At 70.7% G+C, this 21218-nt stretch carries 27 protein-coding genes; 24 read left to right on the top strand and 3 right to left on the bottom strand.

Features of this window, described 5'->3' with window-relative positions:
- Window positions 1–180: 180 nt before the first annotated feature.
- Window positions 181–882, bottom strand: coding sequence for a GPP34 family phosphoprotein (locus ACGF1Z_RS31470; RefSeq protein ID WP_393009446.1), 702 nt, complete (start codon window positions 880–882; stop codon window positions 181–183).
- A 161-nt stretch (window positions 883–1043) separates the two neighbouring features.
- Here ACGF1Z_RS31470 and ACGF1Z_RS31465 point away from each other — a divergent pair, with 161 nt between their 5' ends.
- The 3 genes from ACGF1Z_RS31465 (at window position 1044) to ACGF1Z_RS31455 (ending at window position 6309) form a co-directional block, all read left to right on the top strand.
- Complete coding sequence (locus tag ACGF1Z_RS31465; RefSeq protein ID WP_393009445.1) at window positions 1044–3653, top strand: D-alanyl-D-alanine carboxypeptidase; 2610 nt, start codon at window positions 1044–1046, stop codon at window positions 3651–3653.
- A gap of 140 nt (window positions 3654–3793) precedes the next feature.
- Complete coding sequence (locus ACGF1Z_RS31460; RefSeq protein WP_393009444.1) at window positions 3794–5599, top strand: MFS transporter; 1806 nt, start codon at window positions 3794–3796, stop codon at window positions 5597–5599.
- 254 nt (window positions 5600–5853) lie between these two features.
- Complete coding sequence (locus ACGF1Z_RS31455) at window positions 5854–6309, top strand: hypothetical protein (protein ID WP_393009443.1); 456 nt, start codon at window positions 5854–5856, stop codon at window positions 6307–6309.
- Window positions 6310–6590: 281 nt separating this feature from the next.
- On the opposite strand, the gene ACGF1Z_RS31450 is transcribed toward ACGF1Z_RS31455, so the two are convergent.
- A complete protein-coding gene (locus ACGF1Z_RS31450) occupies window positions 6591–7808 on the bottom strand; it encodes a tyrosine-type recombinase/integrase (protein ID WP_393009442.1) in 1218 nt (405 codons plus the stop codon).
- 745 nt (window positions 7809–8553) lie between these two features.
- Window positions 8554–8925, bottom strand: a complete 372-nt coding sequence (locus ACGF1Z_RS31445) for a hypothetical protein (protein WP_393009441.1) — start codon at window positions 8923–8925, stop codon at window positions 8554–8556.
- 571 nt (window positions 8926–9496) lie between these two features.
- Here ACGF1Z_RS31445 and ACGF1Z_RS31440 point away from each other — a divergent pair.
- The 21 genes from ACGF1Z_RS31440 to ACGF1Z_RS31340 all read left to right on the top strand — a co-directional run bounded on the left by ACGF1Z_RS31440 (window position 9497) and on the right by ACGF1Z_RS31340 (window position 21165).
- On the top strand, window positions 9497–9733 hold the full coding sequence (locus ACGF1Z_RS31440) for a hypothetical protein (RefSeq protein WP_393009440.1): 237 nt from the start codon (window positions 9497–9499) through the stop codon (window positions 9731–9733).
- A gap of 90 nt (window positions 9734–9823) precedes the next feature.
- The gene (locus tag ACGF1Z_RS31435; RefSeq protein ID WP_393009439.1) at window positions 9824–10180 is read left to right on the top strand and encodes a hypothetical protein; all 357 of its coding nucleotides are present in this window, start codon (window positions 9824–9826) and stop codon (window positions 10178–10180) included.
- A complete protein-coding gene (locus ACGF1Z_RS31430; RefSeq protein ID WP_393009438.1) occupies window positions 10177–10671 on the top strand; it encodes a hypothetical protein in 495 nt (164 codons plus the stop codon). The genes ACGF1Z_RS31435 and ACGF1Z_RS31430 overlap by 4 nt, the downstream gene beginning before the upstream one ends.
- The gene (locus tag ACGF1Z_RS31425; RefSeq protein ID WP_393009437.1) at window positions 10668–10934 is read left to right on the top strand and encodes a hypothetical protein; all 267 of its coding nucleotides are present in this window, start codon (window positions 10668–10670) and stop codon (window positions 10932–10934) included. Before ACGF1Z_RS31430 ends, ACGF1Z_RS31425 begins: the two co-directional genes overlap by 4 nt.
- Window positions 10935–11003: 69 nt before the next feature.
- Window positions 11004–11393 (top strand): hypothetical protein, encoded by a 390-nt coding sequence (locus tag ACGF1Z_RS31420; RefSeq protein ID WP_393009436.1) that lies wholly within the window; start codon window positions 11004–11006, stop codon window positions 11391–11393.
- Window positions 11390–11875 carry a hypothetical protein gene (locus tag ACGF1Z_RS31415; RefSeq protein ID WP_393009435.1) on the top strand — a complete coding sequence of 162 codons (486 nt, stop codon included), beginning with the start codon at window positions 11390–11392 and terminating at the stop codon, window positions 11873–11875. Before ACGF1Z_RS31420 ends, ACGF1Z_RS31415 begins: the two co-directional genes overlap by 4 nt.
- Window positions 11872–12165, top strand: coding sequence for a hypothetical protein (locus ACGF1Z_RS31410; RefSeq protein WP_393009434.1), 294 nt, complete (start codon window positions 11872–11874; stop codon window positions 12163–12165). The genes ACGF1Z_RS31415 and ACGF1Z_RS31410 overlap by 4 nt, the downstream gene beginning before the upstream one ends.
- Window positions 12158–12403 (top strand): hypothetical protein, encoded by a 246-nt coding sequence (locus ACGF1Z_RS31405; protein ID WP_393009433.1) that lies wholly within the window; start codon window positions 12158–12160, stop codon window positions 12401–12403. Before ACGF1Z_RS31410 ends, ACGF1Z_RS31405 begins: the two co-directional genes overlap by 8 nt.
- A complete protein-coding gene (locus ACGF1Z_RS31400; protein ID WP_393009432.1) occupies window positions 12400–12822 on the top strand; it encodes an HNH endonuclease signature motif containing protein in 423 nt (140 codons plus the stop codon). Before ACGF1Z_RS31405 ends, ACGF1Z_RS31400 begins: the two co-directional genes overlap by 4 nt.
- Entirely contained in the window at window positions 12819–13871 is a 1053-nt protein-coding gene (locus ACGF1Z_RS31395) for a YqaJ viral recombinase family protein (RefSeq protein ID WP_393009431.1), read from the top strand. Before ACGF1Z_RS31400 ends, ACGF1Z_RS31395 begins: the two co-directional genes overlap by 4 nt.
- Entirely contained in the window at window positions 13868–14650 is a 783-nt protein-coding gene (locus tag ACGF1Z_RS31390) for an ERF family protein (RefSeq protein WP_393009430.1), read from the top strand. The genes ACGF1Z_RS31395 and ACGF1Z_RS31390 overlap by 4 nt, the downstream gene beginning before the upstream one ends.
- Window positions 14647–15345, top strand: a complete 699-nt coding sequence (locus ACGF1Z_RS31385; protein WP_393009429.1) for a 3'-5' exonuclease — start codon at window positions 14647–14649, stop codon at window positions 15343–15345. The genes ACGF1Z_RS31390 and ACGF1Z_RS31385 overlap by 4 nt, the downstream gene beginning before the upstream one ends.
- Before the next feature lie 2 nt (window positions 15346–15347).
- Window positions 15348–15647 (top strand): hypothetical protein, encoded by a 300-nt coding sequence (locus ACGF1Z_RS31380; protein WP_393009428.1) that lies wholly within the window; start codon window positions 15348–15350, stop codon window positions 15645–15647.
- Window positions 15644–16270 (top strand): hypothetical protein, encoded by a 627-nt coding sequence (locus ACGF1Z_RS31375; RefSeq protein WP_393009427.1) that lies wholly within the window; start codon window positions 15644–15646, stop codon window positions 16268–16270. Before ACGF1Z_RS31380 ends, ACGF1Z_RS31375 begins: the two co-directional genes overlap by 4 nt.
- Complete coding sequence (locus ACGF1Z_RS31370) at window positions 16267–17058, top strand: hypothetical protein (RefSeq protein ID WP_393009426.1); 792 nt, start codon at window positions 16267–16269, stop codon at window positions 17056–17058. The genes ACGF1Z_RS31375 and ACGF1Z_RS31370 overlap by 4 nt, the downstream gene beginning before the upstream one ends.
- Complete coding sequence (locus ACGF1Z_RS31365; RefSeq protein ID WP_393009425.1) at window positions 17055–17651, top strand: WhiB family transcriptional regulator; 597 nt, start codon at window positions 17055–17057, stop codon at window positions 17649–17651. Before ACGF1Z_RS31370 ends, ACGF1Z_RS31365 begins: the two co-directional genes overlap by 4 nt.
- Entirely contained in the window at window positions 17648–17911 is a 264-nt protein-coding gene (locus ACGF1Z_RS31360; protein WP_393009424.1) for a hypothetical protein, read from the top strand. Before ACGF1Z_RS31365 ends, ACGF1Z_RS31360 begins: the two co-directional genes overlap by 4 nt.
- The gene (locus ACGF1Z_RS31355; RefSeq protein WP_393009423.1) at window positions 17908–18291 is read left to right on the top strand and encodes a hypothetical protein; all 384 of its coding nucleotides are present in this window, start codon (window positions 17908–17910) and stop codon (window positions 18289–18291) included. The genes ACGF1Z_RS31360 and ACGF1Z_RS31355 overlap by 4 nt, the downstream gene beginning before the upstream one ends.
- A 2-nt stretch (window positions 18292–18293) precedes the next feature.
- Complete coding sequence (locus ACGF1Z_RS31350) at window positions 18294–19112, top strand: DUF2303 family protein (protein ID WP_393009422.1); 819 nt, start codon at window positions 18294–18296, stop codon at window positions 19110–19112.
- Window positions 19112–19408, top strand: coding sequence for a hypothetical protein (locus tag ACGF1Z_RS31345; RefSeq protein ID WP_393009421.1), 297 nt, complete (start codon window positions 19112–19114; stop codon window positions 19406–19408). The genes ACGF1Z_RS31350 and ACGF1Z_RS31345 overlap by 1 nt, the downstream gene beginning before the upstream one ends.
- Before the next feature lie 11 nt (window positions 19409–19419).
- A complete protein-coding gene (locus tag ACGF1Z_RS31340; RefSeq protein ID WP_393009420.1) occupies window positions 19420–21165 on the top strand; it encodes an AAA family ATPase in 1746 nt (581 codons plus the stop codon).
- The last annotated feature ends 53 nt before the right edge of the window (window positions 21166–21218 follow it).

Genomic DNA, 21218 nt, shown 5'->3' with positions numbered 1-21218 from the left:
CTGCGTAGCTGTGAGTACGTACTGCTTGGCAGACTGCCACCAAAGGTGCGGTGTGCGCTGGGAAATGCCGACAACGCGACGGCGCGGGACGGCCGTGAGGACGGCCGTCCCGCACACGTATGCGGCTCCCGGTGTGGTTCGGGTGGATCTGGTGGAGCGGGCCTTTCGGCCGGGTGCGTCTCACATGGCGACGCGCGCCATGTGTCCGCCGCGCGGCTGGGACGGGACGCCCGCCGCCGCGCTCCGACGGGGCTGCGCGCCCACGCCGTTCTGGACGTCCATCACGGCGTGCGCCACGAGACCGCCCATCGGGTCGTGCCGGATCAGGTCGCGCAGCCGGGACCGCGACGACCGTCCTTCGTTGCCGGGGTACAGGTGCTTGCCGAGACCGACCGCGTGGGCCAGCGCGGCGAGCGCCGCGGTCCGCGGGTCCGGCGGTACGCCGGTGCGGATCGCACTGTCCAGCCGGGTCCTGATCTCCCGGCTGATAGCCGTGTCCGTCGCCTGGTAGCGAGTCGTCGGCAGCACCCCGCACATCTGGCCCTCCACGGCATGGACCATGCCGCAGCGCTCCAGATGCGAGAGATACGTCTGGCGAAGCCCCAGGCGGGGCCCGCCGATCCAGTGGACGGCCCGAACCGGGCTGCCGCGTCTGCGCAGCAGTTCCAGTGCGGAGTCCAGAGTCGGATCTCCGGTCGGCCGTGGCATCACCACGGCGATACGATCCCCGTCAGGGGCTATCCGTCCTGCCAGAGCCAGCTCCACTAGCTGTGCTCCGGCGAGACCCAGGTCGAGCGACTGCGGCTGCGCTGTGGTACCCGTGGCCGGGTCCAGAGCGAGCAGCAGAAGCTCCTCCGGAATAGTTCTGCGGCTCCTGCCCATCCATGCCTCCCCGCGTGGATGAATGACAGGGTGACCCCTCTCACATTCATCTGTCGAGAGCGCCTGGGTGCTTCGTACGGGAACCAGTAGGTATGTCGTTCTCGTCTAGCACCGGGCCAAGGGGTTCACACAGGACACTGGTAGATGGTTCGGACGTACGCATGAGCGATGGAGGAGGCACGGTGGCGGGCGAGTCCCCCGACAAGGCGGAGCAGCGGGAGCGGGAGAGTGCGGTCGGCGACGACGGCAGGGACCCGCGACTGTCCGTCCTCCGGGATCGTGTGGACCAGCCGACGGCCGTCTTCAGGGCCCTGGCCCCGCGAACGGCGCCGGAGGACGGTCCTTCCGTGACGGAGGACGCGACGGAGGACCCGGCGGTTGCGGAGGAGTCCGCGGCTGCCGCGGCCGACCCCGGTGCCGCACGGGACTCCGTTGCCGGCGCGGACGGGGACACGGGCGCCGTGGACGCGGAGGACCCGGGCACGGCGGAGCCGGGCACGGAGGACGCGCCTTCGGACGGCGGGCCTTCGGACGGCGGGCCTTCGAGGGCCGCGTCGTCGGAAGACGTGCCTTCGGACGGCGAGTCTTCGGAGGCCGCGTCGTCGGCGGACCCGGCGGGCAAGGAGCCGGGCGCCGGGGCGGCCGCGGGTGAGGCCGCGGGCGACGGTGACGGGGCTGAGGCGGGCCGGGACGAGGGCGTGGCCGGAGACGGCGGTGAGGACGGCGAGGCCGCGGCCGGTGCCGCCCCTGCGGGCTCGGACGGGACCGTCGTCCTGAAGATCGTCACGAAGGACGTGCCGGAGGCCTCCAAGGCCTCCGAGGCCTCCGAGGACGCCCCCAATGGCGGGAGCGCCGCCGAGGGCGCGCCTGAGGCCCTCGACGGGGCCGCTGACGCGCCCGGCGCCAAGCGCGAGGGTCCGGCCGCCGGGGACGAGGCCGCTGAGGCTCCTGCGGCCTCTGAGGCCGACGAGGCGCCCGCGGCCGACCGCGCCGCCGACGCGACGTCATGGTTCGCCGCACGCAAGGCGGCCGCGGAGGCCGCGGCGGAGGAGAAGCCGAAGGCCGAGCCCGAGCCGGCGGACGAGCCCAAGGCCGAGCCGGCCGATGTGGCCGAGCCCGAGCCGGTGGACGAGCCCGACCCCGCTGACAAGCCCGAGCCCGCTGACAAGGCCGACCCCGCTGGCGAGGCCGAGGCCGGCGACGAGCCCGGTGCGAAGCCCGTGGCGCCGCCCGTCGACCAGCCGACCGCCGTCTTCAAGGCCGTCAAGCCGCCGGTCGCGCCCCCCGTCGACCAGCCGACGACCGCCCTCAAGCTGCCGCCGTCCACCTTCCGCCCGCTCAAGGGGGACATCACCCAGGAGCAGCCGAAGCCCGAGCCGCGGCAGCAGCCCGCCGCGGAGGCCGGGGCCCGGACCACGCCGGCCCCCGCGCCCGCACCGGCGTCCCTGAGCGAGCCCGAGCGGACCCGGCAGCAGCCGCTGCCGCCGCGCCCGCCGCTGGAGATCCTGGCGGAGCTGACGAACACCCCGCCGCCGCCGGAGACGGCGCTGCGGACCACCGCGCGACGGGTGAAGATCTGGACCCCGCTGCTCCTGCTGCTGGTGGTCGTCTTTGCGGTCGTACAGTTCGTGCGCCCGCTGCCGGACGCCCGGCTCGTCCTCTCCGCCGCCCCCACGTACACCTTCGAGGGCGGTCCGCTGCAGATGCCGTGGCCGTCCGAGGGGCAGGGCGCCGCGGAGGTCGAGGGCGTCGGTTCGCTCGGCACGTACGGCGCGCAGAAGCCCGCGCCGATCGCGAGCGTCGCCAAGACGATGACCGCGTACGTGATCCTCCGCGACCACCCCATCAAGGGGAGCCAGAAGGGTCCGGAGATCGAGGTCGACCGCACCGCCGGTGAGCAGGCGAAGGCGAAGGACGAGTCGACGGCCCCTATCAAGGAGGGCCAGACCTACTCGCAGAAGGAGCTCCTGCAGCTCCTGATGATCCCGTCCGGCAACAACGTGGCGCGGCTCCTCGCCCGCTGGGACGCCGGTTCGGAGGCCGCGTTCGTCGAGAAGATGAACGCCGCGGCCAAGGAGCTGGGCATGACGGGGTCGACGTACACGGACCCGTCCGGACTGCAGTCGACGACCATGTCGACCCCGCTCGACCAGCTCAAGCTGGGCAAGGCGGTCATGCAGTTCGACGTGTTCCGCGAGATCGTCGACATGCCGTACGTGGAGGTCGACGGCATCCCGGGCCGGATCGAGAACAACAACAAGATCCTGCTGGAGCCGGGCGTGACCGGCATCAAGACCGGCTCCTCCACCCCGGCCGGCGGCAATCTGCTGTGGGCGGCGAACACGGTCGTCGACGGCCAGAAGCGCCGCATCCTCGGCATCGTCATGGGGGCGAAGGACGCCCCGCAGCTCTACCAGAAGCTGGACCTGGCGATCGCGAACAGCCTCAAGGTCATCCAGAAGGCGCAGTCGGACGTCACGTCGGCCGCCGTGGTCAAGAAGGGCCAGGTCGTCGGCTACGTCGACGACGGTCTGGGCGGCCGGACGCCGGTCGTGTCGACCAAGGACCTGAAGGCGGTCGGCTGGCCCGGCCTGAAGGTGGACCTGGCGCTCGGCGCCGGCGGCAAGGCCGTGCCGCACCACGGCAGGGCCGGGGACGTCGTCGGCCAGGTGTCGATCGGCACCGGCACCGGTCAGGTCAGCGCTCCGGTGGCGCTGCAGAAGGACCTGGTGGAGCCTGGCTTCGGCGAGAAGCTGACACGACTGGGCTGACCCTCACGGGCGCCCGGGCCTCGCCCGGGCGCCCGTGCTGTTAGCGTTCCCTGGGGACGAGAGAAGGGCAGTAGAGGCAGCACGGGAAAGGGCCGCAGTTGACCACCGCCGAGCCGACACGCGCCGCCGAGGCTGCACCCATGAACTCCTCTCCGTCTTCCTCTTCGCCCTCGCGAATAGAACTTCCGGCCCCCCGGCCGCCGGCCGAGCCGCCCGCCGCGCCCCGCTCCCGGCGGAGCCGCCGGCGCTCCACGGTCCTCGTGGCGACGGCCGCGGCGGCGGTCACGCACGTCCTCTGGTTCTTCTTCTTCGCGAACAGCGGCGGCGATCTCGCGGCCCAGGACGCGTGGGCGGAGTTCGTGGGCCGGCACCCGGACTCGGCGTACAACCTGGCCTGGTACGGCGGGATGCACCCGGTCTCCTACAGCGTGGTGTCCCCGTACCTGATGTCCCTGCTCGGGGTCCGGACGACGATGATGGTCGCCGGGACCCTGTCGGCGGCCCTGACGGCGCTGATCCTGGTCCGGGTACGGGCGGTGCGCAATCCGATGGCGTGCGCGCTCGCGGGCGTCTTCGCCTTCCTCTGCAACGCGCTGTCGGGCCGGGTCACCTTCGGCCTCGGCATGATGTTCGCGCTCGGCTCGGTCGCGGCGGTCTTCTGCTGGCCGCACCGCTGGCGCTTCAGACGCTGGGCGAAGGCCGGCGTCGCCGCGCCGCTGGCGGGCCTCGCGACCGCCTGCAGTCCAGTGGCGGGCCTCTTCCTGGGCGTGGTGGCGGCGGCGCTCTTCCTCAACAAGCGGCGCCCGGGCGCGTACGCCGTGGGCCTGGCCCCGGTGGCGGTCGTGGCGCTGTCGGCGTGGCTGTTCCCCTTCTCGGGCACCCAGCCGATGAGCCTGATGTCGACGAGCCTGCCGTTCGTCTTCGGCGTCCTGGTCCTCGTGCTCGTCCCGAAGGACTGGCGCACGGTGCGCACGGCGGCGGCGGTCTACTCGGCGGGCACCCTGCTCGCCTGGCTGGTCGACTCGCAGATCGGCTCGAACGTCAGCCGGCTCGTGATGCTCTTCGCCGGCGTGGTCCTGCTCGCCGCCCTGCCGTACGCGCGCCCCCGCACCCGCCGCTGGTACGCGATCGTGCTGGCCTTCGCGGGCCTCAACCTCTGGATCGGCTTCAAGGGCGTCGACGACGTCATCCGTACGGCCCCCGACGCGTCCTGGGCCCGCGAGGTCGCCCCGCTGATCAACCAGCTCCAGGTGCGCGGCGCGGAGAAGGCCCGGGTCGAGGTCGTGCCGGCCTCCAGCCACCGCGAGTCGTCGGCCCTCGCCCCGTACATCAACCTGGCCCGCGGCTGGAACCGCCAGGCCGACATCGAGCGCAACCCGCTCTTCTACGACGACACCCTCAACGCCACGAACTACCAGGACTGGCTCGACCGCTGGGCCGTCCACTTCGTCGTCCTCCCGACCGGTGCCCCCGACTCCGGCGCCCAGCGCGAGGCGGAGCTGGTCGACGACGGCCTGCCCTACCTGAAGCAGGTCTGGTCGGACGCGAACTGGCGCCTGTACGAGGTCACCGATCCGACCCCGCTCGCCGACGCGCCGGCCGAGGTCCGGCGTGCCGAGGCCAACGAGGTCGTCCTGCGCCTCGACCGGCCGGCCCGCATCAAGATCCGCGTCCCCTACTCTCCGTGGCTCGCCCTGCTGGACGAGAACGGCGGCAAGATCGAGCCCCCGCAGGAGACGGAGGCCTCGAAGAAGGCCCGCGAGGCCTCCGAGACCGAGCTGCCGAAGGTCTTCGCCAACAAGGAGGGCTGCCTCCTGAAGGTGGAGCCGGACGCGGAGGGCGACGAATGGACGGAACTCCTCGCCCCCAAGGCCGGCACCTACCGCCTGGCGGCCCCGTACAAACTCTTCCCCCGGGGCACCGCCTGCCCCGAAGAACTCCGCTGAATTCCGGACGACCGCATTCGAGGGAAATGCGGCGGGCGGAATAATCCCCTGACTTGCGATCAAAATGGGGGAGTGCTGGTCTGGAGGAGGTGGGGGACGAAAGGCACTCACCCGCCTGCATACGTGGCGCAAGCAGGACGAGGGGGTCGACGGGTCCCGGCCGGACGCAGCGGCCCCGTCGCAATCATCCGCAGGTCCCGGGTCCGGTGTGCCCACCGGACGCCCCGTGCTGCCTCGCCACGGGGAGGTTCGCCATGTCACACACCTCTACCGCCGGGCGCCCCCTGCGCCAGATCATGGCCCTGCTCATGACGGCGGCCCTGACACTCTCCCTCTCGGCCGTGCTCACGGTCACCTCGGCGACGAAGGCCGCGGCCTCCTGCGTCGCGAACCGCTTCGACGGAACGTGGCGCTCCTCCGACGACAGGCTCAGCCGCATCGACGTCTGGCAGGGGGAGGACTGCCACCTCTACGCGCGGGCCTGGTCGACCTGCGAACAGGATTCCTCCCGCGACTGCAGCTGGGGAAAGCGGAAAATGGGAGAAAGCCCCGACCCGAACTTCCAGTTCTTCTACTACAACTGGAGCAACGCCGACGAGGTCCTCCAGCTGCGCATGAAGGACAGGACCCACATCTCGGTCTGGGACCACACGGACTACCACAACGGCAAGAAGACCAGCATCACGGTCCCGATGCACAAGAGCAGCTGACCACCCGCCCGGCCCCACGACACCGGGGTACCCGACGAACGAGGCCCCCTGCCGAGATCGGCAGGGGGCCTTTGCGCTTGTGCCCCCGGCAGGATTCGAACCTGCGACACCCGCTTTAGGAGAGAACGTAAAGCGATCATGAGTCTCAGTGAGGCTGAGTGAGCCTCAGTGAGCCCAGACCGAGAGGGGCTTGACCTGCACCAAACGGTTTCAGTGAGTCTCAGTGAGTCTCAGTGAGGGGGTGTTGTGGCATCCATGTGGCATCCGCGTGGCATCGGGCCCTACACCGCCCTCAGCGTTCGAACACCCTCGGTCTCCGGTGCCATCGCCGCCCGCACCTTCGCCGCCACGTCGGCAGGAGAGTGCTGGTAGATCCACGTCACCTTCGACCCGCGCTCATGGCCCATGACCGTCTGCGTGTCCTTCTCGTCGATGCCCACATCCTTCAGCCACGTCGCAAACACATGCCGCAAGTCGTGGACCCGAGGCCACCACTCCATTCGGCCGGTCTCCCGGTTCTTCACCTGGCGAGCGAGGCCGGCGGCCTGGATCGCAGGGATCCAGGTGCGTCGGAAGTTGTGCCGCGTCAGGACGCCGCCCTGCGGCCCGCGGAACACCAGCTCGTCCGCAGCGAGGTCGAAGGGGTCGCCACCGATCGGGGTGATCGTGGACTTCGGGCGCCACCGCTCGACCATGGTGCGGACCGCCGCCTCGGCCTGCGGCGTCAGCGGCACCGTCCGGAAGCCCGCGTTGGACTTCGGCGCTTCCTTGCGGAACAGGCGCCCGTGATCCTCACTGAGCACTTCCTTCACCTTGAGGTGGTGGGCCTCCAGGTCCACGTTCTCCCAGCGCAGCGCCGTCGCCTCGCCCCACCGCATCCCCGTGTTCTCCAGGAACACGATCAACGGCCGGTAGTAGTGCGGCGCGTGCTCCACGATCAGAGCGCACTGCGCGCGGGTGGGCGGCATGACGTCGTCCGGGTGCTTGCCAGGGGCGTCACCAATGTCGAGGTCGGCGGCCGGGTTGAACGGGATACGCCGGCCGTCCTTCACCGCGGCGCGGAGCAGTGAACTCAGCACCTCGTGGACCTTCTTGCGGGTGTGGTAGCCCTTCACGTCCTTAGTGATCCAGGCCTGGAGCTCGATGTACTCCAGGTCGCAGATTCGGTACTTGCCCCACTTCGGCTTGATGTGGGCAGTCCAGTTGGACTGCTTCCTGTTCCTCGTGGTGACGGCCCGCGTGGGCTGCGCCTCCCACCACAAGTCCCACCACTTCGCGAGGGTGATCTCGCCGCGCTTCGGGTCGGAGTACGTCCTCGAGCGGACCTGGTCGCGCATCTTGTCGAGGTGCGCCTCCGCAGCCTTGAACCCGCCGTCCGCGATGGCGAAGCACTTCTGCTTCTGGTTTCCCGCCGGGTCGCGGTACCGGGCCTGCCAGGACCCCTGGCAGTCTCGACGGCGGTTCCGCCGCCCGTACTTCTCGGGCGGGTACTTCTCCATGCACAGCTGACACCCGCACGTCTTCGCCCGCAGCTGCCGCGGGTTATTCGTGGACCTACGAGGCACGCCCGCCTCCCTGCGTCTTGACCATCTCGCTGAAGGTCTGTGCGTCGCGGCGGCTGCCGAAGCGCTTCGCTCGGCGCCGGCCATCGGCTCGGTACCGCACTTCCCACGGGCCGGTGCACCGGTCCTGTGCCGGCCGGTGGCCGTACTGGTGGGGTGGGAGGTCTTGCAGGCAGTCGCAGCAGCCGCAACGGCTGCTCGCCACCTGCTGTGGTTTATGCGCCATGGATCATCTCGCCCTTCGATCGCTGCCGGGGTACGCGGGGGAGCAGTGCAACAGGGTCCCCGCACCAGCAGATTGCACCGTCCAGAGGCTGCTCGACGGCGAGTTCCTCAAGGACAGCTCGAAGGGCGATGAAGGACTCCGCTTCGGGGAGGGTGTCGGGCAGAGTGACCGTGTTCCCAGTGGCGTCGTACGGCCGGAACGTGAGCGGGTCGAAGGTTTCGAAGCGGACGCGAAGGCACATGGAATCCCCCGGGCAGGCAGGCGACGTGTGGGACGTCGGCCATGGGGGAGGGCAGGCCGCTGTCCCGACCGTACCCCCTGTTAGGTGAATTCGCGACCACTCTCGGTGCGATAAGTCACTCTGGTTTCACAGGGAGTGGCGAAGTCCATTTCGGTTAGACCTACGAGCGCAGCAGAGGGTTGTACGGCATGCCGGGTGATTACGGCCGGCGCGTCCTACTGCTTGTTGGCGTCGTTGAGGGCGCGCATCTCGATGAGCTTGGCGCGCTGCTGCTCCTCGGTGAGGCCGCGGAAGAGGTCCAGGAGTCGCTGCTCGGCGTCGGCGTCCAGGGGGCCGGGCGCCAGGCGCTTGGCGGCCTCGAAGACGCGCTCCTCGCTGAACTTCGGGAACTCGCGGGCGATGGCGCGCAGCTTCTCCGCGTTGGGGCCGCGGGTGCCGCCTCGCTTGGCGAGCTTCCAGCTGTTCACGGTGGCAGGGGCGACGCCGATACGGCGCGCGATCTCGGACTGGCTCACCCCGTAGGTGTCTTCAATCCGCTTGATCAGCTGCGCCAGGTTCTCGGGCTGCGGCGTCGGGTCGCTTTCCACGGGGTAAGCATGGCTGTGGATCTTCTACTTTCGCAAGTAAAAGTAGAAGCCTGGCGCAATCTCACAGCGGCGCGTGACCTCCCCGTCGCGCGCCGTTGCGTGGCATATGCGGGAGTCTAGAACGGGCATTCGATTAAGGCCAGTGGGTACGCCGCAGCCGCCCGAGGCTCACTGAAACTCACCAACACTCACTGAGACTCACTTGACGCCACCGACACGGACACAGTAGAAATGTGTCAACGCCGACGAGGTCCGCCGGCGAAGACCGAACAGCGCGAGGCGTCCATGACCCACCTGCTCCGGAAAGACCACGGCAAGCCCATTCGCACCGCGATGGCGCGACAGGGTCTGACGGGGGAGAAGCTCGCCGCGGCCACCAAGGCCGTCGACGTAGCGGGTCGGGGCATCAGCCTGGCGACGGTCTCGAAGATCACCGGACGCGGAGAGTCGGCCGCCGAGCGATTCCGACTCCGGACGTGCTGGCTCTTCGCCCTCGCCCTCCGTGAGCCCCTGCAGGACCTCTTCGACATGCCCTCAGTTTCAACCGACACAGTGGAAAGGTCTAGCCCCAATGGCGACTCAGACCCTCGCTGAACGCACGGAAATTTTGCGCCCCGTCGGAGTCACCCCGCTGCTCACCACCGAGCAGCTCATGGCCCGATACGGCGTCTCCAACTGGACCGTCAACCAGTGGGTCCAGCAGGGATGCCCGCTGGAGCCCACCGCGTTCCGCGGCCGGCGCTTCGACATCGACAAGGTCCGCGCCTGGATGACCGAGCAGGCTGGCGAACTCGCCGCCACCGCCTGACCAACGCAAAGCGGGGCCGCCCCGGACCTAGCCCGTCCGTACGCGACCCCTCCGGAATCCCTCCACTCACAGCAGAAAGCAGAGGCACCCGTGAGCGTCAACCTTACCCGCCCGACCCCGGTAATCCCCGTGGTCCCGGCGCCCAATCTGAGCCAGCGTGACGCGCTGATGCACGCCTTCTCGGTCGCCGAGACCGTCGTCGCCAACCTGGCCGACGAGCCCACGACCGTGAACATCGAGCGGTACGACAGCGGCTACCGCGTCGAGATCTACTTCCACCACCAGCCGGAGCTGGTCGCGAGGTTCGCCGCGCAGTACGGCATCACGACCGCGGCGGACCCGCACTACAACGCCGACTCCTCGACGTACACGTCGGCGGACGTCCTGGTCGACGGTGTGACGGTCCGCGGCTGGTCGCTGATGCGCCACGAGGAGCGTGCGGCGTGAACACGAAGCGCGTGAACGCGGCGGCGGACGTGATCTGCCGGGCGAGGAAGCAGGGCAAGGCGCTTCCGGCTGGGTGGGCGGCCGCTCTGGAGTCGGCGTGCCTGCTCCAGTCGCCGGATACGGCGGACGAGCAGCGGGCCCTGCTGGCCCGGGTGGCGGAGCTGGAGGCGGAGCGGCACTCGACGAACGAGGAGCTCTCCAAAGCGGTCGAACGGGTCGCCGAGCTGGAGGCCGCCGCCGGACGGATCCGGCGCCTGCACACCGACTCGGTGGCCGGCCCCTGCCCGAAGTGCTTCAACGCGGACGCCTTTGCGGCGGGTGGTGATGGCCTGGTGCCTTACCCCTGCTCGACGGCGCGGCTGGCTGGCGCGGTCGACTGCGACCCGCTGCCCATGGTGCCCGCCCGGCAGCGGCAGCCGGAGGACCCGCACGACTCGCCGCTGCACCACGACTACGCCCTCGGCCGCGACCTGCGCGAGGTGACGCCGTGACCGCCTCGCCCGCGTGCCAGTGCCACGACCCCGAAACCGACCCGTACGAGTGCGAGGCCGACGACTGCACGCACTCGTTCTCCGAGCTGAACCCCTTCGGCGCCGGGGCCCGGCCGGTGAACGGGGCCAGCGCCGAGGTCTCCCGCACCTGCGGCACCTGCGGCTGGCGCACCTCGGTCTGGCACGTGGACGACGGGTCCGCCGACGAGGAGCTGTACCGGCACGTCGACTGCCTGCACAGGCCCGTCGAGGTGACGCCGTGATCTGGCTCATCGCGTTCGCCCTCGCGTTCCTCTCCTTCTGGCTCCTCGAGCTCGCCCTTGGAGGCACCGATGCCCGCTGACCGCACGCCCATCACAGGACGCTTCCACATCGAGGCCACTCCGTCCCTCGTGACGGCTGACGTCGCCTCGCTCGTCGAGAACAACGTCGACGACGTCCTCAACCTGCTCATGGACGACGAGTTCTTCGAGACGTTCATGGAGCTCGCCTGCGCCGAGCCGACGGCCGGCCACGACGGGCACGCCCCCGAGCGCCTGACGTTCGAGGAGCTGAAGGCCAAGCTCGTCGAGCGGCTGGCCACGAAGGTCGCGCTCACCGGGCCGCAGGCCCTGCGCGCCGCCCGCCGGATGGAGATGTTCGCGAAGCCCATGGTGGCGGCTGCGGAGCAGGCTGAGGCCGCTCTCCTGCACTTCGCGAAGCAGGAACGGAGGGCGTCGTGAAGCTGACCCGCCGCGACAACTGGCGGGTGGTCATTGAGATCCACCCCCAGCACACCCACATCAACATCAGCGAGCTCGGGTTCCCCGGAATCGCCCACCACCTGAACGGCACCCTCTCCGGCGCCCCCTTGGAGCTGACCATCGTGCCCCGCCGCCTGGGCGACTTCGGCTCCGTCTCGATCGGCGACCGTCTCGTCAGCAACGACACGGAAGGCGACTACCAGCGTCGGTGCGAAGAGATGCTCGCCGCGCTCCTCCACAAGCCGCACGTCCGCTCGGGCCGGGTGGACTGCGACGAGAAGCACACCTGCTCGCACTGCGGACTGCGGTGGGAGGAGATGACCGCCGCGGAAGCTGCCGATTCCTTCCTCCGGTTCGACGACCACAGCATCGGCGGCGAGCCGGTGTGCTGCCGACAGGCCATCGACGAGTTCCGGCAGGAGCGCGGCGTCCCTGCCCTGACGAAGGAGGGCGACGAGTGAGCGCCCGCGCCGAGATCCTCACCGCGCTCCAGCGCACCGGCTACAGCGCCGAAGGTGCTGCCTCGCTGCTCGCCCGGGCCGACAAGGAGCCCCACGACCCCGTCCCGAACGCCGACTTCCTCGCCACCCTCTACGGCGGCCACGCCCTGGTCGTCCAGTACGGCGACTGCGAGCTCATCGGCTCGTGCCAGTGCGGCAGGGAGTTCGGACAGAGCACCCCGGACGCGTCGCTCGACACGTTCGTCCCGGGCTGGGAGCACCACGTCATGACGGAGGTCACCGATGTCTGACCCGATCAACCGCCGGGACTGGCTCCTCGCCGAGATTCGCCGTACGGGCGGCGTGTGGACCGTCCGCCGCGTGGAGGCCGTCATGCACGCAAGCCCTTGGCCGACGAGCAAGCGGAACACCGCGCGGAAGGACCTGCGCGCGCTGGCCGCCCGCGGGGCCCTCACCGCCAAGGACGCGCCGGACACCGGCCGCCGCTCGTACACCCCGAAGATCCTGAACCTGAGGAGCGCCGCATGACGACGAACGACTCCGTCTCGGAGCGCATCCAACGGCAGGTCGACCGCAACAGCGACTGCTGGCTGTGGACCGGCTTCCTCGACCGGTACGGATACGGCCACATCAGCGTCAACAACCACAGGGAGAAGGTCCACCGCGCTGCGTACACCGCGCTCGTCGGGCCCATCCCGGACGGCTTGGTCATCGACCACACCTGCCGCGTGCGGCACTGCGTGAACCCCGCCCACCTGGAGCCGGTCACGCAGGCCGAGAACACCCGCCGCGGTGTTGCGCACAACTCGACCAAGACGCGCTGCCCCCAGGGGCACCCGTACGACGAGGTGAACACGTACGTCGCTGCCGGGCGCCGTGGCTGCCGGAGTTGCCGACGAGAAGCCTCCCGCCGGTATGAGGCGGCCCAGAGGGAGGTCGCCGCGTGAGTAACGCAGCTGCGCAGGCTGGGGCCGCTCAGGCCCCGGCCGCCGGCCGCCGGGTCACACCGACCGGCCGTCTCATCCTCTCCGCCGACGCCGACCGCGAGGTCTGGCTCCAGGCCCGCCGCGCAGGCTTCGGCTCCAGCGACATCGCCGCCATCCTCGGCATCAGCCGCTACGGCAACGCGTTGTCCGTCTGGCACGACAAGACCGGCGGCCTGCCGCTCGACGGCGACGACTCCGAACCCGCCCTGTGGGGCCGCGCGTTCGAAGAGACCGTCGCCCGCGAGTGGGCCCGCCGCAACCGCTCCGTCGTCCGCCGCGTCGGCCTCGTCCAGAACATCGACCGCCCCTGGCAGATGTGCACCCTCGACCGCCGCGTCCTGGAGTGCCCCCTCGCCGACGGCCGCGAGAAGTGCGCCGTGGAGATCAAGTGCCGCGACAAGATGAAGGCCGGCCAGTTCCGGCGCGGCGTCGCCGACGACGTCCTCGTCCAGACCCTGTGGCAGGCCGACACCTGCGGCTACGACCACATGCACGCCGCCGTCCTCATCGGCGGCAACGACTACCGGCAGTACGTCATCCGGGTCGCCGATCACGCCGACCTCGTCGCCGACCTTCGGGCCGCCGGTGAGCGCGCCTGGCAGCAGGTCGTCGACCGGCGCCCGCCGACGATCCCGGGCGACGCCGACCCGGACGTCCTGCTCGACCTGTACGACCGGCTGTACCGCGACCGGGCGGGCGAGGTCGACATCACCCGCGACGTCGACACCCAGGACGCTGTGGGCGACTACCTCGACGCGCACGCCGACTACGCGGCCGCCGAGAAGCGGAAGAAGGCCGCGAAGGCCCGGATCCTCTCCGGCCTGGGCGACGCGGAGTCCGCGGTCGTCCTGGGGAAGCCTTTCGTGTCCCTCGACGAGCAGTCCCGCCAGCACTGCGACCTGGAGCGGCTCGCCGAGCGCTGGCCGGAGGCGTACGCCGACTGCGTCGAGGACCGCGTGTCCCGCCGCCTGACCATCCCCCGCTCTGTCCGTGAGGAGCACGCAGCATGACCAGCATCCAGGAGCGGGCGGCGGCCGCCGCCGGCCGTACCGCCGACGAGCAGCCCGAGGACCTGAGCCTCCCGCGGGAGTACGTCGACCAGTTCCCGGCGCCGGACCCGATGGCCGACTACGAGCCGGGCGACGACGACCCGGAGATGGTCCCCGTGCACCTGGCCTGGATTCGGGTCCGCAAGGAGATCCGAGCCATCGCCAAGGGCGAGCAGTACAACGGTGGCGGCACCCGCTTCAACTTCCGCGGCGTCGACACCGTCGTCAACACCTTCGGACCCGTGACGCTGAAGCACGGCGTCAACGTCTTCCCCCTGCACGTCGAGGCGTCCTACCGGGACACCACGACGTCCAAGGGCAACAAGATGCACGAGTGCACGGCCACCGTGACGTGGCAGATCGTCGGACCCAAGGGCGACACCCTCACCCTCCAGACGCAAGGCGAAGCGCTCGACTCGGCCGACAAGGCCACCGCGAAGGCCCAGTCCGTGGCGCTGCGGGTCTTGCTCCTGTCTGCCGGCCTGACGCCGACCCACGACAAGGACCCCGACGCCTCGTACGTCGAGCGCGGCAACGACGCTCCCGCCCGGTCGGCCGAGTCGTACCGAGACGAGATCCTCAACCCGAAGACGTCCCAGGGCCGTCTCCAGCAGATCGGTTACGAGCTCACCAACCTCCGCATGATGAACCGGAAGGTGCAGAACGAGACGGGCGAGTTGGAAACGCTCGACAGCCTCGGCCGCCGGATCTACGCCGAGCGCTCGGGCGGTGACCAGTGAGCTGGCACGTCAGCCGCATGTGCGGCTTCGACCTGGAGACCACCGGCGTCGACGTCGAAGCGGACCGCATCGTCACCGCCACCGTCGTCCAGGTCGGCGGCGGCCAGCCCCCCGCCGCTGCGGACTGGCTCGCCGACCCCGGCATCGACATCCCCGAGGGCGCCGCGAAGGTCCACGGCATCACTACCGAGCGGGCCCGCGCCGAGGGGAAGCCCGCCGCCGAGGTCGTCGCCGACGTCCTCGCCGCCCTCGGCCAGGTCATCGCCGCCGGCATCCCCATCGTCGCGATGAACGCCCGCTACGACCTGACCCTGTTGGACCGCGAGGCCGCCCGCCACGGGCTCCCACCGCTCCCGGCCGGACCGGTCATCGACCCGCTCGTCCTCGACAAGCAGGTCGACCGCTACCGGCGCGGAAAGCGCAACCTCACCGCCCTGTGCGAGCACTACCAGGTCGAGCTCGGCGCCGCGCACACCTCCTCGGCCGACGCGATCGCCGCGTGCCGGGTCGCCTGGCGCATCGGAAACACCCAGCCGCAGCTCGCCGCGATGCCGCTCGACGAGCTGCACACGGCGCAGGTCGAGTGGGCCGCCGAGCAGGCCGCCAGCCTCCAGACCCACCTCCGCAAGGCCGACCCCGACGCCTACTGCGCGCCCGAGTGGCCGCTCATCCCCCGCCAGCAGAACGGAGCCTGACCATGCCCGTATCCCGTGGCGCCTACCGCGCCCTCCAGGCCCGCTACGAGCTCGCCCTCAAGCAGCGCGACGACGCCCGCAACAGCCTGAACGCCGCCCGCACGATCACCAAGGGCTACGCCGAGGAGATCGAGAGCCTGCGCGAACTCCTCACGCAGAAGGGCGGCCACGCCGTCACCATCGCCGAGCACGACCGTCTGCGGCGCGCGTACGTCGCGCTGGAGCAGCAACTCCTCGCCGTCCAGGCCTCCAACGAGGAGATGTGCCGCGAAGCCCGCGAGAAGGCCGAGGCCTCGCTGTGACGCTCACCCAGACCCCCGCGGCCGGGATGACCCGCCTCCCGGCCGCGGGCACCACTTGGCCCACCGTCTACGGGCTCGACCTGTCCCTCAACTCCACCGGCATCAGCAACGGCGCCACCGCTGAGGCCCTCATCCCGAAGAACCTGACCGGCCACGACCGGCTGGAGTTCCACCGCCGCAGCGTCCAGGAGCGCATCCCGGACGAGACCAGCCTCGTCGTCATGGAAGGGCCGGCCATGTCCGTCGGCTACCGCCCGGGCGTCGAGGAGATGACCTACCTTCGCGGTCTGGTCAAGCACGACCTGTGGCGCCGCCGCATCCCGATCGCAATCTGCTACCCGCAGCACCGCATCATCTACGCGACCGGGGTCGCCAACCCCGCGAAGCACCTCCCGCCGTCGCAGCGGAAGACCGCGGCCAAGGCCATGGTTCGGGACGTCGCGGTCGAGCGGTACAACGTGCCCTGCGAGGGCCGAGGCCGGTACGACCAGGCCGACGCCGTCATTCTCGCCGCGATCGGACTGCACTGGCTGGGCTACCCGCTCGCAGTGCTGCCCGACACCCACCGGCGCGCCCTTGACGGCGTCGCGTGGCCGGAGCAGGTTCCGGCGGTGGCCCGATGAAGATCCGCCAGGACGTCGCCGACATGCTCCGCGCCGGCCACTCGGACCGGGCCATCGCTCGCGAGCTCCACACCGACGACAAGTACGTCTCGCGCACCCGTGCCGCTCTCGGCCTGCCGAAAGCTCGGTCCGGGAAGAAGCCCGCCCCGACCCTGGAATCCGCCTTCCTCCGCCATGCCCAGAAGACCCGCAACGGCCACATGAGGTGGACCACCCACGTCCAGGCCGACGGCTCCCGCGCTTTCCGCTGGCAGGGCCGCGGCTGGACCGCCGGACAAGCCGCCTTCGAGATCGCCCACGGACGACCGGCCATCGGAAAGGCGCTGCCCGTCTGCGGCGAGGACTGGTGCATCGCCCCGGCGCACATGCAGGACCGGGCCGGCCGTTTCCAGCTCGCCACCGACATGCTGACCGCCGGCCGCTCGGTCTCGGCCGCCGCACGCACCTACCAGGTCGACGCAGCCGAGCTCCGCAGCATCCGCAACCGGCTCGGCATCCCCCTCCACCCACCCGGCGCCAAGGCCGCGAGCATCGACGACACCTTCCGCCGCCGCGCCGTCCCCACCGAGGACGGACACCTGCTGTGGCCCTCGTCGGACTACCGCATCCGCACCGCCGAGGGCATTGCGGTCAGCGCGGCCCGGATCGCGTTCCGCCAGCAGTACCGCCGGGCCCCGATCGGCAAGGTCCAGCCCGGCTGCGGCACCCCGCGGTGCGTCCACCCCGCCCATGTCGAAGACCAGCCCATGCGCACTCAGTTCAGCGCGATCCTCGGAGGTGCGCAGTGAACAGCCGCCCCAGCAGCACCGACAAGACCCCCGACTGGCGCCACCAGGCCGACTGCCGCCGCCGCAAGGGCATCGACCCCGACCTGTGGTTCCCCGACGGCACGACCGGCAAGCACGCCATCCAGGCCGACGAGGCCAAGGCCTTCTGCCGCGAATGCCCCGTCGCCATGACGTGCGCCCTGTTCGCCATCGCCCGCCGCCAGATCAGCGACGGCGTGTACGGCGGCCTGAGCTACGAGCAGCGCCTCCGGATCTCCCGGAAGGCCGCCAAGAAGGACATGACGGACGACCAGCTCGTCGCCGAGGTGCGGGCCGAGTGGCTGCGCGACACCCGCAGCCCGCTCGTCGAGCTGTTCCTCGACCGCACCGTCCAGGGCGACCAGGGCCACGTCTGGTGGCAGGGCCGCGCGGCTTCCGTCTACACCGGCGGCCGCACTCTCACCGCCGCCCAGCTCGCGTTCATGGTCGCCCACCACCGGCCGCCGGACGGCCCGGTGAAGGCGACGTGCGGCGTCCCGTACTGCGTCGCCCCCGAGCACCTCGCCGACAGCGAAATGCGGTGGGCCGCCAACCGCCTGACGGCTGCCGCATGACCAGCCAGCAGGTCACCAGCGCCCTGTTCATCGACTGCGGCGAAGGCCGCGAGATCAAGCACGGCGCCCACGCCGGCCGGATCCGCTGGACCCGCATGCCGACGGCACGGTTCGAGTGCCTGCTCTGCCAGACCGCTGACACCCCGATCTTCCGACCCGGCGAGCCCCGGCCGACGGCGGTCGCCCGGTTCATCGCCCACATCCGCACCACCCACCAGGCCGTCTGCACGGCCAGCACCGAAGGAGCACACGCCGCATGACCGCGATCCAGCCCGAGCGCGTTACCGACGAGCAGCAGGAGCAGGGCACGGCGCCCGTCGCTGCGTTCCTCGCCAGCCACCTCAACGGCCGCACGGACGAGGAACTCAGCCGCGAGTTTCACCACCTGCTCGACGCCGTCCGGGCGCACGGCAAGAAGGGCTCGCTGACGATCACGATCGTCGTCGATCCGCCCGCCAACGGGGTGGAGTCCGCGCCCATGCCGATCGGTGTCGAGTCGACCGTCAAGGCGCCGAAGCCGACCCCGGTGAAGAACCTCTACTTCCTCGACGCCGACGGCCAGCCCGTGCGGGAGGACCCCCGCCAGATGCAGATCGACTTCCGCTCCGCCCCCGCCACCCAGACCTTCAAGGACGCCTGATCATGACCATCACCACGCCCAACGACGTGCAGCAGATCGTCAGCATTGCCCAGCAGGCCGCGGCCCCGGTTGCGCTGGAGGCGGGGAAGTACCACGTCATCCGCACCGGCGACGGCTACCGCGCCGTCGACCTGACCGGCCCGGAGCACACCGGCACCCCGGCCCGGAAGTCCGGCACGACCACCGTCCGCGACGCCACGTCGTTCCAGGCCTACTTCACCAAGCACTCCGACGCGGACACCGAGGTCTACGCCGACGCCGACCGCCTCACCGTCACCGCCGTCCTCGACGCCCACACCGCCGACACCGCCCGCTGGTCCGGCCACCGCCTCACCCTCGGCCTACGCAAGACCGACTCGTGGGCGCAGTGGCTCGAGCGCGACGGCCGACTGATGCCGCAGGAAGAGTTCGCCGAGTTCCTCGAGGACCACCTCCCCGAGCTCCTGGAGCCGTCCGCCGCCGAGATGCTGGAGATCGCCCAGTCCATCCAGGGCGCCACCAAGGTCGAGTGGCAGAACTCCACCCGACTCTCCTCCGGTCAGCGGCAGTTCCAGTTCGTCGAGACGACGCAGGCCAAGGCCGGACAGCGCGGGCAGCTCACCATCCCCGAGGTCTTCACCATCGGCCTGATCCCGTTCGACGGCAGCGAGGGCTACAAGCTCACCGCCCGCTTCCGCTACCGGATCAACAAGGAGGGCGGCCTCACCCTCGGCTACAAGCTGGAGCGGCCCGGCGACATCCTCCGCACCGCCTTCGCGGACGTCGTCAAGGCGATCGGCACCGAGATCGAGCAGCCGATCATGAACGGCACCCCGGCCTGATGAGCCGGCCGCGCGCGACGGGCGCCGCCGACTCCCGGTGCCCGTCGTGCGCGGCCCCCGTCCTCACGCAGTGGGTCGGGGACCGGGCCGCCCTCCGTGTCACCGCCGACCTCAGGCCGCTCACCCCCGAGCAGCAGCAGGCCGTACGGACACCGAACCGGCTCATCTGGTGCCTCCACTCCCGTCCGCACGCCACACCACGGCTGCGGTGGCTGTCCCGCTGGCACCCGCCCGACTGTCCCCACCCGCACGTCACCGAGCACGCCTGTACCGCCGAGCCGACCACTCTTTTCTGAGGAGACCGCACGTGGAGAACGTCCGCCACTTCCCGCACCAGCAGGCGGACCACGACGGCCTCACCATGCGCGCCCCCCACGACGCCGAGGCCGAGGCCATGGTCCTCTGTGCCGTCATGCACGACGCCGGCGCCTACCAGGCCTGCGCCGAGCTCCTCGACCGCACCGACATCTACCTGCCCGCCCACCGCCTCATCTGGGACACCGTCGCCGGGCTCGTCGCCGCAGGCACCCCGCCCCACCCCGCGCTCGTCCGCGCCGAGATCGAGCGCCAGGGCCGCCTCCACGAAGTGCAGGGCGGCCAGCTCATCTACCGGCTCGGCGCCGAGATCCTCCCCGCGAGCAGCGCCCCCCACTTCGCGCAGCAGGTCGCCAACAAGGCCCGCGAGCGCCGCTTCGACGAGCACGCCAACGCCCTCAAGGCCGCCATCGCCAACGGGGCCGACGGCTCCGAACTCAACGCCCTCGTCGTCGCGTTCCAGCAGGACGAGACCCTCCGCGAGTCCACCGGCCACGGCCCCGCGCACCTGGTGTCCACCCTCCTCGACTGGAACAGCTTCTTCGCCACCGACTTCGGCAGCATCCAGCTCCTCCTCGGCAAGCTCATGGCCCCCGGCCAGCAGATCACCCTCGTCGGCGACGGCAAGGCCGGCAAGAGCCTGTTCCTCCAGGAGTGGATGTGGCGCATGGCCACCGGCCAGTCGTTCCTCGGCGACAAGCCGCAGGAACCCGTCCGCATCCTCTACCTCGACGCCGAGAACGGCCAGGAGCAGGTCCAGGAACGGTTCCTGTCCTTCGGTGCCGGACCGCGCAGCATGGGCGAACTCCGCTACGCCTCCTTCCCGCCCGTCCGCCCCCTCGACACCCCCGGCGGCGGCGCCGACCTGATGTCCATGGTCAAGGCCACCCAGGCCGAGCTCGTCGTCATCGACACCGTCTCCCGGTTCATCTCCGGCCCCGAGAACGACGCCGACACCTGGCTGTCCCTCTACCGCCACACCCTCCTCCCCCTCAAGCGCGACCGCATCGCCTCCATCCGCCTCGACCACCGCGGCAAGGACTCCGAGCGCGGCGCCCGCGGCTCCTCCGCCAAGACCCAGGACGTCGACCACGTCTGGGAGCTCTCCGCCGAAGGCGGCGGCGCCCTCACTCTCAAGCGCACCCACACCCGCACCGGCATCGGCCCCGACACCTTCAACCTCGTCCGCCAGGCCCGCCGCGACGGCGACAACTGGGCCCACGGCGGCACCCGTCACATCGTCATGGAGTGGGACACCCCCGACGTCACCCCGCAGCCCGGCTCCGACGCCGAGATCATCGCCCGCCTCGACAAGGCCGGCGTCCCCCTCGAAGCAGGCAACCGCCGCGTCAAGGAGAAGCTCGCCGAGCTCAAAATCCCGGCCGGATCCGACAAGGTCGCCCGCATCGTCAAGGCCCGCCAGACACGCGCCGCAGACGTTCCCCCGCAACGTTCCCCCGAGCCCCTCCAAGAGACGTTCCCGGGGAACGTTCCCCGGAACGAGTCAAGGGACAGTAAAGCCCCAGCTCAAACGTTCCCCGGTAACACCGAGGGAACGCCAGGAACACCCCCCGTTCCCCCGTCACCCCCCTCTAGGGAGGGGGACGGGGAGGGAACGCCCGGAACAGACACCCCACACACCCCCCACTGCACCGTCTGCAACCACCCCCTCCACGGCTACCGCCTCGACCGCGGATACACCACCTGCCTCGAACACGACGACACACCAGCCGCCTGACCAACAGGCCGCGTCACCGGTTCCCGCCCGACCTCGCGCATAGGAGAAACCCG

It is taken from the genome of Streptomyces sp. NPDC048018, assembly GCF_043202995.1.
In the GTDB taxonomy this organism is placed as follows: domain Bacteria; phylum Actinomycetota; class Actinomycetes; order Streptomycetales; family Streptomycetaceae; genus Streptomyces.
Note: the sequence above shows the minus strand (reverse complement) of the source record. Positions and strands in the feature narration are given on the sequence as shown.

Excerpts from the sequence above, each read along its gene's own strand:
- ACGF1Z_RS31470 (WP_393009446.1), bottom strand. The coding sequence starts at position 882 with ATGGGCAGGAGCCGCAGAACTATTCCGGAGGAGCTTCTGCTGCTCGCT.
- ACGF1Z_RS31465 (WP_393009445.1), top strand. The coding sequence starts at position 1,044 with ATGAGCGATGGAGGAGGCACGGTGGCGGGCGAGTCCCCCGACAAGGCG.
- ACGF1Z_RS31460 (WP_393009444.1), top strand. The coding sequence starts at position 3,794 with ATGAACTCCTCTCCGTCTTCCTCTTCGCCCTCGCGAATAGAACTTCCG.
- ACGF1Z_RS31455 (WP_393009443.1), top strand. The coding sequence starts at position 5,854 with ATGTCACACACCTCTACCGCCGGGCGCCCCCTGCGCCAGATCATGGCC.
- ACGF1Z_RS31450 (WP_393009442.1), bottom strand. The coding sequence starts at position 7,808 with ATGGAGAAGTACCCGCCCGAGAAGTACGGGCGGCGGAACCGCCGTCGA.
- ACGF1Z_RS31440 (WP_393009440.1), top strand. The coding sequence starts at position 9,497 with ATGGCGACTCAGACCCTCGCTGAACGCACGGAAATTTTGCGCCCCGTC.
- ACGF1Z_RS31420 (WP_393009436.1), top strand. The coding sequence starts at position 11,004 with ATGCCCGCTGACCGCACGCCCATCACAGGACGCTTCCACATCGAGGCC.
- ACGF1Z_RS31405 (WP_393009433.1), top strand. The coding sequence starts at position 12,158 with ATGTCTGACCCGATCAACCGCCGGGACTGGCTCCTCGCCGAGATTCGC.
- ACGF1Z_RS31400 (WP_393009432.1), top strand. The coding sequence starts at position 12,400 with ATGACGACGAACGACTCCGTCTCGGAGCGCATCCAACGGCAGGTCGAC.
- ACGF1Z_RS31390 (WP_393009430.1), top strand. The coding sequence starts at position 13,868 with ATGACCAGCATCCAGGAGCGGGCGGCGGCCGCCGCCGGCCGTACCGCC.
- ACGF1Z_RS31380 (WP_393009428.1), top strand. The coding sequence starts at position 15,348 with ATGCCCGTATCCCGTGGCGCCTACCGCGCCCTCCAGGCCCGCTACGAG.
- ACGF1Z_RS31370 (WP_393009426.1), top strand. The coding sequence starts at position 16,267 with ATGAAGATCCGCCAGGACGTCGCCGACATGCTCCGCGCCGGCCACTCG.
- ACGF1Z_RS31360 (WP_393009424.1), top strand. The coding sequence starts at position 17,648 with ATGACCAGCCAGCAGGTCACCAGCGCCCTGTTCATCGACTGCGGCGAA.
- ACGF1Z_RS31355 (WP_393009423.1), top strand. The coding sequence starts at position 17,908 with ATGACCGCGATCCAGCCCGAGCGCGTTACCGACGAGCAGCAGGAGCAG.
- ACGF1Z_RS31350 (WP_393009422.1), top strand. The coding sequence starts at position 18,294 with ATGACCATCACCACGCCCAACGACGTGCAGCAGATCGTCAGCATTGCC.
- ACGF1Z_RS31345 (WP_393009421.1), top strand. The coding sequence starts at position 19,112 with ATGAGCCGGCCGCGCGCGACGGGCGCCGCCGACTCCCGGTGCCCGTCG.